We start from the raw sequence: 15,919 nt of genomic DNA on the forward strand, positions 1-15,919 counted from the left end.
GAATGGCAGCTGGGGAAACAACCCCAGCTGTTTTTAAGTTGACGATTAATTCAAAGTCGTTTCTAATTCATCAATTCGTTTCTCCACGTAATGCTGATCCTTTCTTGCATGGAAAGTTTCGGCTTTTTCTAATATGGCAGCCGTATTATACTCGGGAATCTGTGAGTAACTCTCATACACACCTTTAGGAATTAAAACGTTCCCTTCCGGCCAATAAACTGCGATATTGCCACGTCTCAACTCTCCAAATTGAGCCACTCCTTGATAGGATCCATATTGATTAAAGAGAACAACTGGATCACCTTCTTGGACGTAAAGTTCCTTTGCATCTTCTTCATTCATTAGGATAGAATGACGTTTTCCACCATTAAAGGCATCCTTTTCACTGTAAATCATGGAGTTGAATTGCTTTCCTCTTCTTGTCGTAATATTGAAATGTCCTTCGGTTTTTCGATATTGAGGCAGCTGAGCAGGAAGCAGATGTCCCTTTCCGTCTGGCGTTGGACATACGCCATCTTCACAAAGCCATGCGCCTCCCCATTGAAAAACGTCTCCCTTATGACGTAAATGCTGGATGCCATCATAGTTTCGATTGGCGATCGCTATCTCACGACGAATGTCTTCAGCTGTTTCAAAATGAATCAGCTCGGCATCTTCTGGCCGGACCCTTTTCGCAAGATCAACATAAATGTCCCATTCTGCTCTGGCTTCTTCAATACGAGGTCCTTCAATTTCTGGACTGAAATATACCATGCGTTCTGTACTGGTTGATGTGCCGCCGCCTGGTTGTTCATATCTTGTCATAGCAGGCAGAACAATTACCGCCTCTTCAGCGTCTACCAGCGTAGAGGTATTCAAAATGATATCTTGGTGGACACGGAGTTCTAGTTCAGATAATGCTTTTTCAATCGCTTCTGGATTTGGCATCGTTTCTAAAAAGTTTCCACCACTCGTAAACAGCATTTTGAGTTTTTGTGGATGATCTTTTGGGAGAGCCATCTTTTCAAAGGATTGCCCAATGGTGTCACCATGCCATTTAGGAATGTCAAATCCCCATATTTGTTCGATTCTTTCAATATTCTCTTCATCAAAATCACTACCCGGCAAAACGAATGGATCAGCGCCCATTTCACCGGAACCTTGGACACCGCTATGCCCCCGAATTGGCATGACACCACAATGTTTTCTGCCAATGAATCCTCGCAGCATGGCAAGGTTGGCAACCTGTGATATATTATCAGTTGCAAAGCGATGCTGAGTAAGGCCCATACTCCAAATAAAAACACCTGAATTAGCATTGGCAAGCAGTGTTGCAAAATCCTTCATTCTTTCTTTTGATAAACCTGATGATGCTTCTAGGTCCTCCCACTTCAACTGTGCGACATGCTGTTTTAAATCCTGTATGCCTGTTGTATGGTTTTGAATAAATTCGTGATCAAGAGCTGAATGGGGAGCATGCTGCTCCATGTCAAACCAATGCTTGATGACGCCGTTCATAAACGCAATATCTCCGCCTATATTGACTTGGTAAAAATCATCCGCAATTTTTGTCCCGAATAAAGCACTCTCTGGAATAGAAGGAACCCAGTACTTTTCCATGGCAGGCTCTTTATATGGATTGATGACGATAATTTTTGTCCCTTTCTTTTTAGCAGCGTACATATATTTAGTGGAAACAGGCTGATTGTTTGCTGCGACAGATCCCCAAAAAATTAATACATCCGTTCCAATCCAATCACTGTAATTACAGCTGGAAGCGCCGATGCCAAGGGACCGTTTAAGAGCGGTTTTACTTGGTGAATGGCAAATGCGAGAAGCATTATCAATATGATTCGTCCCTATAAATCGAGCTGCCTTTGCAGCGGTATAATAAACTTCATTTGTAATTCCTCTGGCGGTTAAATAGAAAGCAAGCTGCCGTTTATCAATTGATTGAATTTTAGCTGCGATTTGATCAAGTGCATTATCCCAAGAAATACGTGTAAAGGCATTGTCACCTTTTTTTCGGAGCAATGGATAAGGAATTCGCCCAAGCTTGCGAAGAGAGGTGCTGTCCATTTGCTTTAGCTGATGAATATCTTCAAACCATTTTGGATCAATAGCTGGCATTGTGTTAAGACGAAGTACATTTAGTCTTGTAGTGCATATATGGGGTCCTGCGAGCGTTTGATCATACAGTCCTGAGACGCCAAGGGCACAGCCGTCACAAACGCCCTGCGTTAAAATACGGTACGCGTAGGGAAGGTTATCTTTGTTTTCCCATGCCACCTTCATCGTATCTCGAATGTGTTTCGGTTTCACTTTGCCAAGCCCCATTGGTGCAAAAGAGGCCCATAGCTTTGGTGAGGGTTTTTTATTGAGTTTAACAGGCCCCTTATGTTTAGTTTTCCCCATGAGATCATCACCCTCCTATTACTTTGTAAAGCGTTTTCATATCTAAAAATTACCTTTAGATTGTGATTCTGTCAAATTCAAATTAAGGTCGGGCTGAGACAGAGGAAGCAGCAGGTGGGCTTGTTTCTCTCAGCTGCTGAATATCCTTCCGAATAAGAAGTGATATGATAAAAGCGATGAAAAATAAGCCAGAGAACACCATAAGACTCTGTGTGTAATTACCTGTTATATCTCGGATGAAGGATGAAAATAGGGGTCCTGCTAAACCCGCAGCGGCCCAAGCCGTCAGAATATAACCGTGTATGGCACCAAGCTGCTTTGTACCAAACAAATCCCCAATATAAGCTGGAATTGAAGCAAATCCTCCTCCATAGCACGTATAAATGATCGCCATGACGATTGAAAAGATGAGCGGTTCTTTTAAATAGGGGAGTAAAGGAAAAGCAATGAGCTGGATACTGAAAAAAATCGTGTACGTATTCGGTCTTCCTATATAATCTGAGAACGATGCCCAGCCAATTCGTCCTAACCCATTAAAAGCACCTAAAATGCCCACAAGAGTAGCTGCAGCACCTGCAGTGAACCCAACACTTTCTTGAGCAAGAGGTGACGCTACTGAAATAATAGCAATTCCGCATGTGATATTAATAAAAAGCATAAGCCACAAATAATAAAAACGTCTTGTCTTGATCGCTTCATTTGCAGTAAGCTGTGATAAATCTTGAGGAATTTTTCCTTGCTTTGTTTTGAATGCGTCAAATTGCTTGACGTCATCAGGTGTTGGTGGTGATAAATAAAGAGATGAGATCACCATGATGATAAAATAGGAGATTCCAAGAATATAAAAAGTATTTGCGATATTCACTTTTTCAATGAGAAATTGAATAATTGGGCTGCAAATAAGAGAAGCAAATCCAAACCCCATAATGGCTAAGCCGGTTGCAAGCCCTCTTCGATCCGGAAACCATTTGACTAGAGTTGATACAGGTGCAATATAGCCTACACCTAAACCTATTCCAGCAAGTACACCATAAAATAAATAGAGAAGGGGCAGTGAGGACATGTGGACAGCGAATCCTGATCCAGTCATTCCGATGCCGAAGAAAATAGCTGAGAAGAGCCCCGATGCCTTTGGACCATACCTTTCAACGAAATGTCCCATGAAAGCAGCAGATAAACCTAAAAATAAAATAGCAATACTGAAGGTGAGACTGATTTCTGTTAATGACCACTGAAAGGCTTCATGTAAAGGATTCGTAAAAACACTCCAAGCATAAACAGACCCAATAGATAAATGAATTCCTACAGCACTTGTTGCAATGAGCCAGCGATTTTTCGATTTGTTCATTTTGTTCCCTCCCATATAAAGCAATCAAGAAGTTTGATAAGATAGAAATATGTTACATTTTCATGACTTTTTAAAATAATATCACAATTTGATTGGATCATATAACTAAATTTGCATTGAAAGGAAGATCATACAATGAATCCTTCTGTTAAAAAGAAACGAGTCATACACCAATACCGTGAAGGCCAGTTTACATGCAAATCTGATGAAATTGTAGAAGAATTTCCTTTAACTGTGATGGTGAATGGAGAAGAATTTGTGACACTTGTTTGTTCACCAGAGCACCTGAAAGAATTGGTTATCGGTTTTTTGGCTTCAGAAGGGGTCATTCGATTTGAAAATGAGATTAAAAGGTTTACAATAGATGAAAGTCTGGGTTTTGCCTATGTTGATTTAGTTCACTCAAGTGGATTTGATTCATCAGATTTTACAAAACGAGTGATTGGTTCATGCTGCGGGAAAGGAAGACACTTTTATTTTCTTCAAGATGTGAAGACGGCAAAAACAGCCATTGATCGAATTAGTATTTCTGCTGAAACCTGTATGCATCTCATGAAATGTTTGCAAGAAGAAAGTCAATTATTTCAACATACTGGCGGAGTGCATAATGCTGGACTGTGTGACACAGAGAAGCTATTCATCACTAGAACTGATATAGGAAGACATAATGCTTTAGATAAAATTTATGGATATTGTTTACTCCATCGAATCCCACTTAGAGATAAAATTCTTGTGTTTAGCGGCCGGATATCGTCAGAAGTTCTATTGAAGGCAGCAAAACTAGGAGTCTCTATCGTCATTTCAAAATCAGCACCTACTGAGCTAGCGCTTCAAATGGCAGAAGAATTAAATATTACGACAGTTGGATTCGTCAGAGGGAAATCCTTTAATATTTACACTCATCCTCAGCGTATTACAGAATAGGAGGCAAAGTATGGACAGTATTTTAGATAAAAGACATCGACCATTGCGCGATTTAAGAATATCAGTAACTGATCGCTGTAACTTTAGATGTACGTACTGTATGCCTGCTGAAATTTTTGGACCAGATTATCCTTTCTTGAAAAAAGAAGAACTGCTTAGTTTCGAAGAAATTGAACGACTTGCTACCCTTTTTGTAAAGAATCTAGGTGTGGTAAAAATACGCATCACGGGCGGGGAACCTTTAATGCGGAAGGATCTGCCTGTCTTAATAGAAAAGCTCGCAAAAATTCCAGGGATTGAAGACATTGCGATGACAACCAATGGAACGCTTTTACCTTTATATGCTGATCAGTTAAAGAGAGCTGGTCTTAATAGAGTCACCATTAGTTTAGATTCATTAAATCCCGATCGTTATAAGCAAATGAACGGAAGGCACATTTCTATCCAAAAAGTGTTTGATGGCATTGAGGCGGCAAAAAAGGCTGGACTTGCTATCAAGATTAATATGGTTGTTCAAAAAGGTGTGAATGATCAGGATGTCCTACCAATGGCGGCTTACTTTAGAAAAGAAGGACACGTTCTCAGGTTTATCGAGTTTATGGATGTCGGTAATACGAATAAATGGAATCTAGAACATGTCATGACAAAGAATGAAATAATTGAATTAATTAATTCAACATATCCTATCAAACCAGAACCTCCTCAATATACAGGTGAAGTAGCCAACCGATTTTTTTACAAAGATGGTTCAGGAGAGATAGGCATTATTTCTTCCGTTTCAGATGCTTTTTGCGGAACATGTAACAGAGCAAGGCTATCTGCACGCGGGGAATTGTTTACATGTCTGTTTGCATCATCGGGTTTTGATCTGAAACGGATGATTCGTACGACAAAAGATAATGAAGAGTTAGCAAACTTGTTAAAGGAACTATGGTCGAATAGACTTGATCAATATTCAGCTGAGAGAGAGCAGAAAAAAGATCAGAAAAAGGTTGAAATGTCATACATCGGTGGATAATGACAACAAAGTATCATGATCAGGTATTTTTGAAAAGAAGGAAAAATGGCGTAATCATTGTTGAAAATCCTTTTTTGCGAACAGGTTATTTTATCTTATGAACTCATTCATTATAAAAAACCAGCAGAGATTCTGCTGGTTTTTAAATGCCTATTTTGAACTTCAAAAAGCATGAGATAAGACTTGAAAATAGATTTTTCATCGTTTTGTGCCGCTTTACTTTTCCGAGTGCTGTGATAAGATCAAATCATTCTTTACCAGCTCGATTTTTTCACCCCAGGGATATGACCCTTATAGGCAAGCTCACGAAAAGCAATCCTAGACATTTTGAATTTCCTTAAGTAACCTCTTGGACGGCCGGTTAATTCACAACGGTTTTTTAAGCGGGTAGGGGAAGAGTCTCTAGGTAATTTCCGTAAAGCTTCATAGTCACCTTTTTCTTTTAACTCTTTCCTTAATTCTGCATATTTCAATACAAGCTGCTGCCGTTTTTTTTCTTTAGCAATCTTAGATTTCTTTGCCAATTAAAACCCTCCTGGCCTAATTTTGTATTTTCCATTGAAAGGGGTCCTCAAATGTAGTCCAATCTTGATCAAATTCCTCAGGTGTGAGCAAGCATTGATCAAGAGTGCGAATAATTTCTGCTTTAGGCAAATCCACACCGATAAACACAAGTTTTGTATGACGATCACCAAACTCTGCGTCCCACTCATCTAGAAGCTCTGGTTCCTGATTTAATATCCGTGTTTTTTCTTGCTCAGACAAAGCAGCAATCCAGTATGCAATTGGTTCAATCGCAACAGATTTCCCAGCTTGTGAAATTAAAATGGTTAAATCATGATGTGTGGCAAGCCAAGTAAAACCTTTCGCACGAACGATCTGCTCAGGCATTTGATCTAACCAATTATTCAGCCTGCCTGTATGAAAAGGGAGTCTTCTTTCGTAAACAAAGGATGAAATTTGGTATTCTTCTGTTTCCGGCGTATGCTGAGCATGTCCTGCGTTGATCTCTTTGATCCATCCAGCAGAAGCACTTGATTTTTCAAAGTCAAATAAACCAGTATTCAATATGTCATCTGGCTGTACTTTACCTTGTGAGGTTCTGATGATAGATGCTTCTGGTTGTAGTTTGTTCAGCACATGCTCAAGTCGATCTAACTCTGAGGATGATACTAGATCACATTTATTGATAATGAGCACGTCACAAAATTCAATTTGATCAATGAGTAAATCTGAAATTTCTCGTTCGTCGTCATCGGAAACCGCTTCTTTACGATCTAATAAACTCTCTCCTGACTGGAAATCAGTCCAGAAGCGATTTGCATCTACTACTGTGACCATCGTATCTAGACGGCAAAAGCGGGTCAAATCTATGCCCATTTCTTCATCAATATAAGAAAACGTTTGAGCGACGGGAATTGGTTCACTAATTCCAGTTGATTCAATGACAATATAATCGATATTACCTGTCTTACAAAGGCGTTCTACTTCAATTAACAAGTCTTCTCTCAAAGTGCAGCAAATACAACCGTTAGATAATTCAACTAGTTTCTCATCTGATCGAGAAAGCTCACCGCCTTGTTTGACTAGTTCTGCATCAATATTAATTTCGCTCATGTCATTGACGATCACAGCCACTTTTAATCCTTTACGATTTTGAAGAACATGATTTAATATCGTTGTTTTTCCTGCTCCTAAAAAGCCGCTTAATACTGTAACAGGTATACGCTTATTCATTTGTTTTTGTCCTTTTGAAAACGATCATTTTGTTTTCCGCCTCACTTAAAAAGTAATCATTACGATTTATTGTCTAAAAAATTTATTTTGTTTCTCTATGAAGGGTATATTTCTTTAATCGAGGAGAATATTTTTTTAACTCCAATCGGTCGGGATTCGTTCTTTTATTTTTTGTTGTGATGTAGTTTCTGTCACCTGTTTCAGTACAGGCCAACGTAATTTTCACGCGCATAAGTAATAGGATCCTCCTTTAATTCGTAATAGTTACGATTTGTATTTTAAAATGAACAAGACTGAATGTCAAGCATAGGGGGATAATCCAAGCCAAATGATAAAAACAAAAGGGGTATCGAACGACCATTGATACCCCACTCGATTAATAAAAGTCACCGAGTTCTTGTTCGTAATCACCTTCATACTGCTGGACATCATAAGGTATTTCTTGGAGGAAGGCTAACCCGCCTAGTATAAGCATCAAAACAATGGCAATGAATGAAAGAATAACTGCGGCAATACTTGAAATGGCAAACAGTGTCTGCATTTTCATCATCTTAGCGTATTGTTCTAATAATTCTTCGTAAGAAGTATCAGGAGCCTGAATCAATTGTTCAGCTGCTTTTACAGATTTTTGTACATGGATTCCCATCATAATGAGGAAGACGCCAAGGGCTGCAGGAAGAACAAGCCAAAAACCAATAAGAATAGCCAGACCGCCTGAAATATAGAGAAAGATACTACCAACCTTTCCCCACTTTACGATTGAATGAAGAGATTGAATGATTTTCTCAGTTTGTTGCATTGGTGTTCACTCCTTTATGTATTCACTCTTTATCATACTTGAGTAAGTAGTGCTTTAGGAAGAGTGAATGTTGATTAATGAAAATGTTTCTATCTTCAATTCACTATTTATGGATAAATAAATTATTTTCAAATAAGAAAAAAGTAACATTTACTATTAAAATTATCGACAAATTATGTCATAAACAAGATTGATAGTAAAAAATAATTAGTAAATTTATCAAAATATGTTGTTAGTTGTCTTTTAATTGGTTATTATTGTGTTGTATTACCATAAAAATTGGAAGGTGGAATTCATATGTTAGATCGTTTCTTAAACAAAATGACCAATGTTCAACCTGCAGCTGCAAGATGTATTTTGCAAAAATTAGTCACTTCATGTAAATCAGCACCGACTTGTTTCCTTCAAGGTGTTGGAACTTTCCGTTACTACGTGGATCGTGACACAGGTGAGATTTGTACTAGTCAAGAACGCGTTAGATGTGGCTGCTAAATTTAAGGATCTTATTTAATAGGATGTGAACGCATGAGCATATCTTCAATTTCATTCTTAACAAATGCTATGCAGACGTCAAATAGGCGTCAAGCGGGTCAATCATCAAATTCTTTTTTAACCCAAGCGGCTCAAATTGTTCAAGGTGACCATTCTCCAGAAGAGAGAAAGGCATTATTTCAACAACTTACTTTAGTTCAGCAAGGTAAAGATTTGGAACTTCATGTTTCTAAATTAAAGGAACTAGAGAAAGAGGCTCAAAAAGAGACGTCTTCTTCGTCTGTTACTGTGAATCAGCATGGTGACCAAGTAGACATTTCAAATGAGGCACGGAGTGAGTTTGAACAAGCCGAGGAACAGGCTTCAGATGAAGCAAGTGAAGCTGCTGCAGGGGAAAAAGATCTAGATATTCACTCAGATCCACAATAAAAAAATGAGGCATGTGTTTGATATTCTTCACATGCCTCATTTATCTTTATTTTGCAGATATCCTTGAATAAAGACCATCCGGAAAAGGTGCTGCATATGAGATGATTTCATCTTCTTCTACCATGATGTAATACGGAAATTCTTCAATTTGGAATGTGTCTATCATTTGTTCGTCCACTGGGATAATTCGCATGTTGGTTTTATTATCACGATATAATTCTTGATCCTCTTTTTGCCCATTCTTTAGCAAAATACTAAATGAAATGTCTAATTTACGCTGCTTTTTCGTTTCTAGGAATTGTTCAAGTGATGGAATGCAATGCGGACATGATGTATCAGTGAAAATAAGCAGCTGCTGCTTACTGTTGGTTTGCAGTAAATCATTCACTGGAATAGGTGATGGTTTATCAAGCAGCGGATGCACTAGTTTTTGTCCAACATGCTGTATCGGTAAAATGATCAGTTCCATTTGTTGTTTTAAATAGATGATGACTCCGATCGTTAATAATAGGCTGCAAAGAATAAGAGTAAGCTGTAAAAGTAAGATTGAATTCATCGTATATCGTCCTCTCAGAGTGAAGTTACGCAAAGCTATCATAATACAAATATCAAAAATATGTCAATTATACTAAATGGTGTAAGGTGGAGCGTTTGATGAGTACAGTGAACCATTGTCTATATGCAATCTCCTATACTTGGAAAAGAAGTCGATCTTATCTTCTTCTTACCTTATTGATCCAAGTAATCGTTGGTTTTATGCCTTTGGCTAGTGTCTGGATTATTCAAACTTTGATTAATGAAATTATTTTATTTATGACGTCTTCAGGAGACATTCAAAAGGTTTTGTGGTTATTTGGACTGCAAATGGTCATCGTGGTTTTAGGATATGGGCTTCAATTCGTTCTTCAGCTTAGCCAGCAGAAAGCGACAAATTTGATTGGTCTGCATTTGAAGGGTGAATTGCTTCAAAAGGCGATCAGGCTGCCGTTTATTACATTTGAACACCCGTCTTTTTACAATGAAAGTCAACGTGTGATGAACAGTCATCAGCATGTTCTGAGTATGGTTAGAAGTATCTTTACAATCATGAGCGCATTGATTACTGTTGTATCACTTCTTATCTATATGATCGGTATCCATTGGGGCTTGGCAGTTATTCTGATCGTGTTTACCCTGCCTGTCTTATGGATTGAGCTTTTCTTTGGAGGAGCGCGTTATCAATTAAACCGCATGTTAACTGCCAATGACCGCAGAGAAATGTATGTGTCCGATCTTGTTGCGCAACGAGATTCATTGAAGGAAATCCGTTTATATGGAATCGGGGATTATCTTCTTCAGAAATGGAAAGGTCATTATGTAAAAAGTGCAGATGAAAAATATAAACTGCTTAAGCGGCAAGTTCGCTGGGAGATGGCGGGCGGGTTGCTTATGACATTTTCCTATGTATGCTGCGGTCTTTTTATTGTCTTTCTTATTTTTCAAAAAAAATTAGCTGCCGGGACATTTGTCGCTGTGCTGCAAGCGGTGCAAAACATCCAAAGTGGTTTTCAGGACTTAACAAGAGAATGTTCTAGTTTATATGAAACAAGTCTTTATATTGATGAAATGAGAGCTTTTCAAAAGAGAGAAGAAGAAATTCATGAGCAGGTAGAAGAGGGGGCATCGCTTCGGAAGATCGAGTCTATTCAGTCTATTACACTTGAAAATCTCTCATTTACTTATCCGAATATGAAAACACCTGCCATTGAGCATATACATTTTCATATCAATAAAGGTGAACGTATTGCATTGGTGGGGGATAACGGATCAGGTAAAACCACCTTGATCAAATGTTTGACCGGTTTATATGATCCAGATCAGCCGAATATGCAAAAAGTCAACGGTGAGTCTATTTCTACCATTCATAAAAAGTCATACCATGCGAGAATGGCTGTTCTTTTTCAAGATTTTATGAAGTACGAGTTCACTGTGAAAGAAAACATCGGGTTTGGCCGTATTGATCATATGGACGAGAAAGAGCGGATGATCTCAGCTGCACGGCAAGCAGGCATAGAGAAAAGAATTCATCAAATGGAAGAAATGTATGATGCACAGCTTGGACGGTTTTTTGAAGAAGGACATGAACTGTCTGGCGGACAATGGCAAAAGCTCGCGATGGCTAGAACCTTCTTTAGAGAGAGTGATTTTATCATTTTAGATGAACCGACTTCTGCTCTTGATCCACTCTCGGAAATTTCACTCATTCGAAAGCTATTCGATCACACGCAGGATCAGGGTGTCTTGTTTATCACACATCGAATGGGAGCGGCCCGTTTAGCAGACCGTATAATCGTAATGAAAGATGGTGCTTTCGTTGAAGAGGGGAACCATAATGAACTGATGGTGTTGAACGGAGAGTACAAAAGGCTTTACGAGGCACAATCTCAATTATTTCAACAAAAGGAGATGGCGTAAGGTGAGTGTCTTTTATTATATAGGTGTCTATTTACTAGGGATCATTTTTGCGGGTGCATGGTTTGATAAAGTGAAAAAACAGACGGCACATATGCAGCAGATGGATGCTTATCGGCTGCTGCCTCCTTCTTTCACGGCACCCATGTTTTATTTGTTTTTAACTGCTGAATTGGTTTGTACTGGTTATTTGTTCATATGGCACATGACTCTTGTACCTGCGATTGGTCTTACAGCACTTTTATGTATTTATACTGGAGCGGTGACCTTCAATTTATTGAGAGGACATCGTGATATTTCTTGCGGCTGTGGTGGACTACTTGATAATGAACGCCTTCACTGGGGAATTGTGATTCGCAATGTGTCGATGCTGTCTCTTGTGATCGGATTGTTTTATGTGCATTCCTATGTAGAAACCATTCCATGGCAATATAACATTATTTGTTTTCTCATTGCCGTGGCTGTCTCTTTCATAATAGCGGTGGGTCAAGAAGTCTTAATGTTTAAAAGAAAATGGATCAATCAATTTGAATTATTTATAGAAGGAGACGATGTGAAATGACAGATATTCTATTGATTATTGTGTTATTCATTGTCATTGCTCAGCTGGCTGTGATATTTTTGCTCGCCCGTTTTATCGGAAAATTTATGAATAAAATTAAAACCCTTGATGGAATTGAATTAAAGGAAGCGGATGTGGGGGATCCTGCACCGTTATTTCGAAGCTATTCCCATTTAGGGAAGAAGGTCATTTTGAAGGAATATTTTCAAAGTGGGAGTGCTGTGATGCTGTTATTTGTGAATTCTACTTGTATGACGTGCAAAAGTATTTTGGCAGATCTGCAGCAGCAAATCGCTGGCGATGATACTCAATTCATTATTATTAATGGAGATGAGCAGGCGGATGATACGCCGATCCTTGAATTGCTTCCGTCCCAAGCTGTGTATACTCGTTCTTCACAAATTATGGAGCTGTATGGGGTAACGGTTGTTCCACAAGCAATTCTCATTGATGAACAAGGTATCATTCTGCAAAGAAAATCTCTTCAAAATGCGAAACAGTTTGAACAGCTGTTACATGCGTCATAAAAAAGCGTCTCTTTGTCAGGGAGACGCTCGTTTTATAATTCTTTTCCTAGGATATCTAAATCGTATCTGCTGCCGTCCATTTCTGCGATGCGTGGCAGGTGGCCCCATGTCTCAAAGCCGTGCTTTTTAAATAGTCGAATGCTGGCTTCGTTGTGCCCGAAAATAAAGGCAAGTAACGTTCGAATGCCTAATGACGGTGCTAACTCAATGGCTTCTTGTAAGAAAAGTGAGCCTAAGCCTTTTCCTCGATAGTCTTGGTTCAAATAGATACTCATTTCAACGGTCCCGTTGTATGCAGGTCTACCGTAAAATGTTTCAAAGCTCAGCCAGCCGTAGATAATTCCATCCTCATCTGTTTTCACATAGAGAGGTCTTTTTTCGGAATGATTCAAAAACCATTGCCGGCGGTCCTCAACAGAAACTGGTTCTGTATCAGCGGTCACTTCTCTTGAAGCAATGGTTGAATTGTAGATATCAACGATCGCTTTGAGGTCATCTTCTGTTGCTATGCGGTTGAAAGTTTTCACAATTAAGTCCCCCATCTTTTTTTCATTTATCATACATATTATTGATGCGATTGCGCAAAATAAAAAGAAAAATGATTTCATGTGTATATATTTTTTGAAAAGTGTTCAGAATGTTGCTGAGGTGATGAAAAATGAGAGAGGAAGAAAAGAAACGTACTTCCAAAATCACAAAAGTTCAGCAATTTTTCCGTAAGCGCTGGGTATTCCCTGCTATTTACTTGGTCAGCGCAGCGGTCGTGTTAACAGCCGTTCTTTGGTATCAAGCTGTATCAAAAGATGTGAAAGACCAACTATCTGATGGAAATCAAACAGGGCAAGAACAGCGCGATGATGCTGTTGAAGTTGGAAAGCCAATTGAAAATGTCGCAATGCCGGTCCAGAATTCTGATAATGTTTCTGTCGTGAAAAAGTTCTATGAAGCAGATGCTGACCAAAAAGAAAAAGAAGCAGCACTTGTAAACTATAATAACACCTATACCTTGAGCAAAGGTATTGATCTTGCAGATAAAGATGGCAAAGTGTTTGATGTCACAGCTGCTCTTAGTGGAACAGTGGTTCAAGCGAAAAAAGATCCAGTTCTTGGTCATGTCGTTGAAATTGAACATGAAGATGGATTATCAACTGTCTATCAATCGTTGTCACAAGTGAGTGTCAAAGAAGGCGATGAAGTGAAGCAGAATGATGTCATTGGTGCTTCTGGTAAAAACCTATATGGCGCTGAAAGCGGCAACCATGTGCATTTTGAAATTCGTATGGAAGGTTTAGCGCTTAATCCGCTTAGCTTCATTGACAAGCCTGTTTCTACGATTGAAAAAGCAGCGCAAGAAGTGACGGAACAAGCAAAAGAACCTGCTCAGCCAAAGACTGAGGAAAAAACGAAGGAACCTGCTGCTGAAGATAAAGCCAAAGAGCCAGCTGGAGAAAAATCGGAAGAAAAGTCTGATGAGAAGGGGAAATCCTCTGATCAAGAAAAGTCTTCTGATTCCTCTAAAGACAGCAGTCAGTCAGAAGAAACTAAACAATCTTAATGTCTTACAAGGTCCTCTGTGTATATAAAAATATGCAGAGGTTTTTTTCTGCTTAAAAAGATCCTCCGCCACTCGGCGGAGGATAAACTATAGGGCGGCAGGTCCTTCTTCACCTGTCCGAATGTTGATTGTATTTGCTATCTCATATATAAAAATTTTCCCATCCCCTGGTTCGCCTGTACGAAGTACCTTTTGAGCTGTTTCAACGACCTGTTCGACAGGTACTTTGCTTAGGACGATTTCGATCTTTAATCGTTCGTACACGTTGCTTTCTCTTTTGACACCGCGGTATAGCTCTGTATGTCCCTTTTGTAAGCCGCAGCCGTGTACATTTGAAAAGGTAATCGAGGTGACACCAATCTTTCCAAGCTCCACCTTTAATGTTTCAAAATTAGCTGGACGTGTGACAATCTCCACTTTATACATTTTGCTCATAGAGACACCCCTTTTTCTTAATCTTGATAAGCTTTTTCACCGTGCATGGTTAAATCAAGACCCACGGATTCTTCTTCTTCGGTTGCACGAATTTTGAAGAAGACATTGACCAACTTGATGATCACGTATGTTACAACGGCAACAAAAGCGTACGTGGCAACAATCGCGACCACTTGTTTCCAAAGTAAGCTGGGATCTCCGTAAAATAAGCCATTGGCTCCACCGTCATTGACAGAAGTTGTGGCGAAAAGTCCTGTTGCAATTCCTCCCCAAGTACCGCCAATTCCGTGAAGGCCGAATGCGTCTAGTGCGTCATCATAGCCAAATTTGGCCTTGAGAGAAAAGACGCCCCAGAAACAGACGATCCCGCCAATGAATCCTATTATAATAGAAGCAAACGGTGTAACAAAGCCTGCGGCAGGTGTAATGGCGACAAGACCTGCGATGGCTCCAGAGATCGCGCCGAGCATGGTTGGTTTTTTGTTGATCATCCACTCTACTAACAGCCAGCCGATGATTCCTGCAGCAGCGGCTGTATTGGTGTTAATAAAGGCAAACATGGCCACGCTGTCTAATGTAAGAGCACTCCCCACGTTAAAACCAAACCAGCCAAACCAGATGACAGCTCCGCCGAGAAGGGTGTAGATCAAGTTATGCGGAGAAGAGCTTGCTGCGTCTTTACGCTTCCCGAGCACAATCGCCACGACAAGACCTGCAACACCGGATGAGATGTGAACCACGTTTCCGCCTGCGAAGTCAAGCGCACCCATCTCGCCAATCCAACCGCCGCCCCATACCCAGTGTGCGACTGGAGCGTATACAAATGTGACCCAAAGAAGTGTAAATACAACGACTGCTGAGTAGCGAATCCGTTCAGCAAAGGCACCTGAGATGATAGCTGTTGTTAAGACGGCAAAGGTCATTTGGAACATCATGAACAATGAATGTGGAATGGTCTCGCTATAGGAACCGGGCTCAAAGCCTACGCCTTTTAGGCCAACCCACTCTAATCCTCCGATCCATGCATTGCCTGGTGCAAAAGCTAAGGAATAACCGAATACGATCCATACGATTGAAACGATCGCTAGTGACGTTAAGCTGTGCATGGTTGTGCTTAACACGTTTTTACTTCTCACGAGTCCTCCGTAGAATAAAGCTAAACCCGGTGTCATTAACCACACGAGTAGTGCGCAGAAGAACATAAATACTGTATCACCCATTTGCATGCTGCATTCCCCCGAATCATTC

General features: G+C 39.8%; 17 protein-coding genes. 7 read left to right on the forward strand and 10 right to left on the reverse strand.

The genetic code is table 11. The annotated features are described in order from the left end of the window. Nucleotides 1-45: 45 nt before the first annotated feature. Nucleotides 46-2,394, reverse strand: a complete 2,349-nt coding sequence (locus tag AMR95_RS13560) for an FdhF/YdeP family oxidoreductase (RefSeq protein WP_058838561.1) — start codon at nucleotides 2,392-2,394, stop codon at nucleotides 46-48. Between the two features lie 82 nt (nucleotides 2,395-2,476). Beyond that, entirely contained in the window at nucleotides 2,477-3,742 is a 1,266-nt protein-coding gene (locus AMR95_RS13565; RefSeq protein WP_039182087.1) for an L-lactate MFS transporter, read from the reverse strand. Between the two features lie 135 nt (nucleotides 3,743-3,877). Between AMR95_RS13565 and fdhD the strand changes: the two genes are divergently transcribed. After that, on the forward strand, nucleotides 3,878-4,666 hold the full coding sequence (gene fdhD / locus AMR95_RS13570) for a formate dehydrogenase accessory sulfurtransferase FdhD (RefSeq protein ID WP_058838562.1): 789 nt from the start codon (nucleotides 3,878-3,880) through the stop codon (nucleotides 4,664-4,666). A 10-nt stretch (nucleotides 4,667-4,676) separates the two neighbouring features. After that, the gene (moaA, locus tag AMR95_RS13575) at nucleotides 4,677-5,684 is read left to right on the forward strand and encodes a GTP 3',8-cyclase MoaA (protein ID WP_058838563.1); all 1,008 of its coding nucleotides are present in this window, start codon (nucleotides 4,677-4,679) and stop codon (nucleotides 5,682-5,684) included. Between the two features lie 254 nt (nucleotides 5,685-5,938). Here the strand turns inward: moaA and rpsN are convergent, their stop codons facing one another. The 4 genes from rpsN to AMR95_RS13595 all read right to left on the reverse strand — a co-directional run bounded on the left by rpsN (nucleotide 5,939) and on the right by AMR95_RS13595 (nucleotide 8,220). Further along, nucleotides 5,939-6,208 (reverse strand): 30S ribosomal protein S14, encoded by a 270-nt coding sequence (gene rpsN / locus AMR95_RS13580; protein ID WP_025093900.1) that lies wholly within the window; start codon nucleotides 6,206-6,208, stop codon nucleotides 5,939-5,941. A gap of 16 nt (nucleotides 6,209-6,224) precedes the next feature. Next, nucleotides 6,225-7,421 carry a GTP-binding protein gene (locus AMR95_RS13585; RefSeq protein WP_058838564.1) on the reverse strand — a complete coding sequence of 399 codons (1,197 nt, stop codon included), beginning with the start codon at nucleotides 7,419-7,421 and terminating at the stop codon, nucleotides 6,225-6,227. Between the two features lie 82 nt (nucleotides 7,422-7,503). Beyond that, nucleotides 7,504-7,653, reverse strand: coding sequence for a 50S ribosomal protein L33 (gene rpmG, locus AMR95_RS13590; RefSeq protein WP_003214771.1), 150 nt, complete (start codon nucleotides 7,651-7,653; stop codon nucleotides 7,504-7,506). A gap of 144 nt (nucleotides 7,654-7,797) precedes the next feature. Then, nucleotides 7,798-8,220 carry a DUF5362 family protein gene (locus AMR95_RS13595; RefSeq protein ID WP_039182073.1) on the reverse strand — a complete coding sequence of 141 codons (423 nt, stop codon included), beginning with the start codon at nucleotides 8,218-8,220 and terminating at the stop codon, nucleotides 7,798-7,800. 525 nt (nucleotides 8,221-8,745) lie between these two features. On the opposite strand from AMR95_RS13595, the gene AMR95_RS13600 reads away from it, so the two are divergent. Continuing rightward, nucleotides 8,746-9,141 (forward strand): hypothetical protein, encoded by a 396-nt coding sequence (locus tag AMR95_RS13600; RefSeq protein ID WP_058838565.1) that lies wholly within the window; start codon nucleotides 8,746-8,748, stop codon nucleotides 9,139-9,141. A 46-nt stretch (nucleotides 9,142-9,187) separates the two neighbouring features. Here AMR95_RS13600 and AMR95_RS13605 read toward each other — a convergent pair whose 3' ends face one another. Further along, nucleotides 9,188-9,697, reverse strand: a complete 510-nt coding sequence (locus tag AMR95_RS13605; protein WP_058838566.1) for a hypothetical protein — start codon at nucleotides 9,695-9,697, stop codon at nucleotides 9,188-9,190. A gap of 98 nt (nucleotides 9,698-9,795) precedes the next feature. Here AMR95_RS13605 and AMR95_RS13610 point away from each other — a divergent pair, with 98 nt between their 5' ends. From AMR95_RS13610 to AMR95_RS13620, 3 genes are read left to right on the forward strand one after another with little or no spacing between them, the layout of a single operon-like run. After that, entirely contained in the window at nucleotides 9,796-11,595 is a 1,800-nt protein-coding gene (locus AMR95_RS13610; RefSeq protein WP_058838567.1) for an ABC transporter ATP-binding protein, read from the forward strand. Nucleotide 11,596: 1 nt separating this feature from the next. Then, complete coding sequence (locus AMR95_RS13615) at nucleotides 11,597-12,154, forward strand: MauE/DoxX family redox-associated membrane protein (RefSeq protein WP_058838568.1); 558 nt, start codon at nucleotides 11,597-11,599, stop codon at nucleotides 12,152-12,154. Continuing rightward, nucleotides 12,151-12,681, forward strand: a complete 531-nt coding sequence (locus AMR95_RS13620; RefSeq protein ID WP_058838569.1) for a TlpA family protein disulfide reductase — start codon at nucleotides 12,151-12,153, stop codon at nucleotides 12,679-12,681. Before AMR95_RS13615 ends, AMR95_RS13620 begins: the two co-directional genes overlap by 4 nt. Nucleotides 12,682-12,713: 32 nt before the next feature. Here the strand turns inward: AMR95_RS13620 and AMR95_RS13625 are convergent, their stop codons facing one another. Further along, nucleotides 12,714-13,223 (reverse strand): GNAT family N-acetyltransferase, encoded by a 510-nt coding sequence (locus AMR95_RS13625; protein WP_047202534.1) that lies wholly within the window; start codon nucleotides 13,221-13,223, stop codon nucleotides 12,714-12,716. Nucleotides 13,224-13,339: 116 nt separating this feature from the next. Between AMR95_RS13625 and AMR95_RS13630 the strand changes: the two genes are divergently transcribed. Beyond that, on the forward strand, nucleotides 13,340-14,236 hold the full coding sequence (locus AMR95_RS13630) for a peptidoglycan DD-metalloendopeptidase family protein (protein ID WP_034281210.1): 897 nt from the start codon (nucleotides 13,340-13,342) through the stop codon (nucleotides 14,234-14,236). Between the two features lie 87 nt (nucleotides 14,237-14,323). Here the strand turns inward: AMR95_RS13630 and AMR95_RS13635 are convergent, their stop codons facing one another. After that, on the reverse strand, nucleotides 14,324-14,671 hold the full coding sequence (locus tag AMR95_RS13635) for a P-II family nitrogen regulator (protein ID WP_039182051.1): 348 nt from the start codon (nucleotides 14,669-14,671) through the stop codon (nucleotides 14,324-14,326). A 17-nt stretch (nucleotides 14,672-14,688) separates the two neighbouring features. Next, on the reverse strand, nucleotides 14,689-15,897 hold the full coding sequence (locus AMR95_RS13640) for an ammonium transporter (RefSeq protein ID WP_058838570.1): 1,209 nt from the start codon (nucleotides 15,895-15,897) through the stop codon (nucleotides 14,689-14,691). Between the last annotated feature and the right edge of the window lie 22 nt (nucleotides 15,898-15,919).

The organism is Bacillus sp. G1(2015b) (assembly GCF_001482475.1).
GTDB classification, from domain to species: Bacteria; Bacillota; Bacilli; order Bacillales; family Bacillaceae; genus Bacillus; species Bacillus safensis.

Bases quoted from the DNA above. Each gene is read 5' to 3' on its own strand.
- AMR95_RS13560 (WP_058838561.1), bottom strand. From the start codon at position 2,394: ATGGGGAAAACTAAACATAAGGGGCCTGTTAAACTCAATAAAAAACCC.
- AMR95_RS13565 (WP_039182087.1), bottom strand. From the start codon at position 3,742: ATGAACAAATCGAAAAATCGCTGGCTCATTGCAACAAGTGCTGTAGGA.
- fdhD (WP_058838562.1), top strand. From the start codon at position 3,878: ATGAATCCTTCTGTTAAAAAGAAACGAGTCATACACCAATACCGTGAA.
- moaA (WP_058838563.1), top strand. From the start codon at position 4,677: ATGGACAGTATTTTAGATAAAAGACATCGACCATTGCGCGATTTAAGA.
- AMR95_RS13585 (WP_058838564.1), bottom strand. From the start codon at position 7,421: ATGAATAAGCGTATACCTGTTACAGTATTAAGCGGCTTTTTAGGAGCA.
- rpmG (WP_003214771.1), bottom strand. From the start codon at position 7,653: ATGCGCGTGAAAATTACGTTGGCCTGTACTGAAACAGGTGACAGAAAC.
- AMR95_RS13595 (WP_039182073.1), bottom strand. From the start codon at position 8,220: ATGCAACAAACTGAGAAAATCATTCAATCTCTTCATTCAATCGTAAAG.
- AMR95_RS13600 (WP_058838565.1), top strand. From the start codon at position 8,746: ATGAGCATATCTTCAATTTCATTCTTAACAAATGCTATGCAGACGTCA.
- AMR95_RS13605 (WP_058838566.1), bottom strand. From the start codon at position 9,697: ATGAATTCAATCTTACTTTTACAGCTTACTCTTATTCTTTGCAGCCTA.
- AMR95_RS13610 (WP_058838567.1), top strand. From the start codon at position 9,796: ATGAGTACAGTGAACCATTGTCTATATGCAATCTCCTATACTTGGAAA.
- AMR95_RS13620 (WP_058838569.1), top strand. From the start codon at position 12,151: ATGACAGATATTCTATTGATTATTGTGTTATTCATTGTCATTGCTCAG.
- AMR95_RS13625 (WP_047202534.1), bottom strand. From the start codon at position 13,223: ATGGGGGACTTAATTGTGAAAACTTTCAACCGCATAGCAACAGAAGAT.
- AMR95_RS13630 (WP_034281210.1), top strand. From the start codon at position 13,340: ATGAGAGAGGAAGAAAAGAAACGTACTTCCAAAATCACAAAAGTTCAG.
- AMR95_RS13635 (WP_039182051.1), bottom strand. From the start codon at position 14,671: ATGAGCAAAATGTATAAAGTGGAGATTGTCACACGTCCAGCTAATTTT.
- AMR95_RS13640 (WP_058838570.1), bottom strand. From the start codon at position 15,897: ATGCAAATGGGTGATACAGTATTTATGTTCTTCTGCGCACTACTCGTG.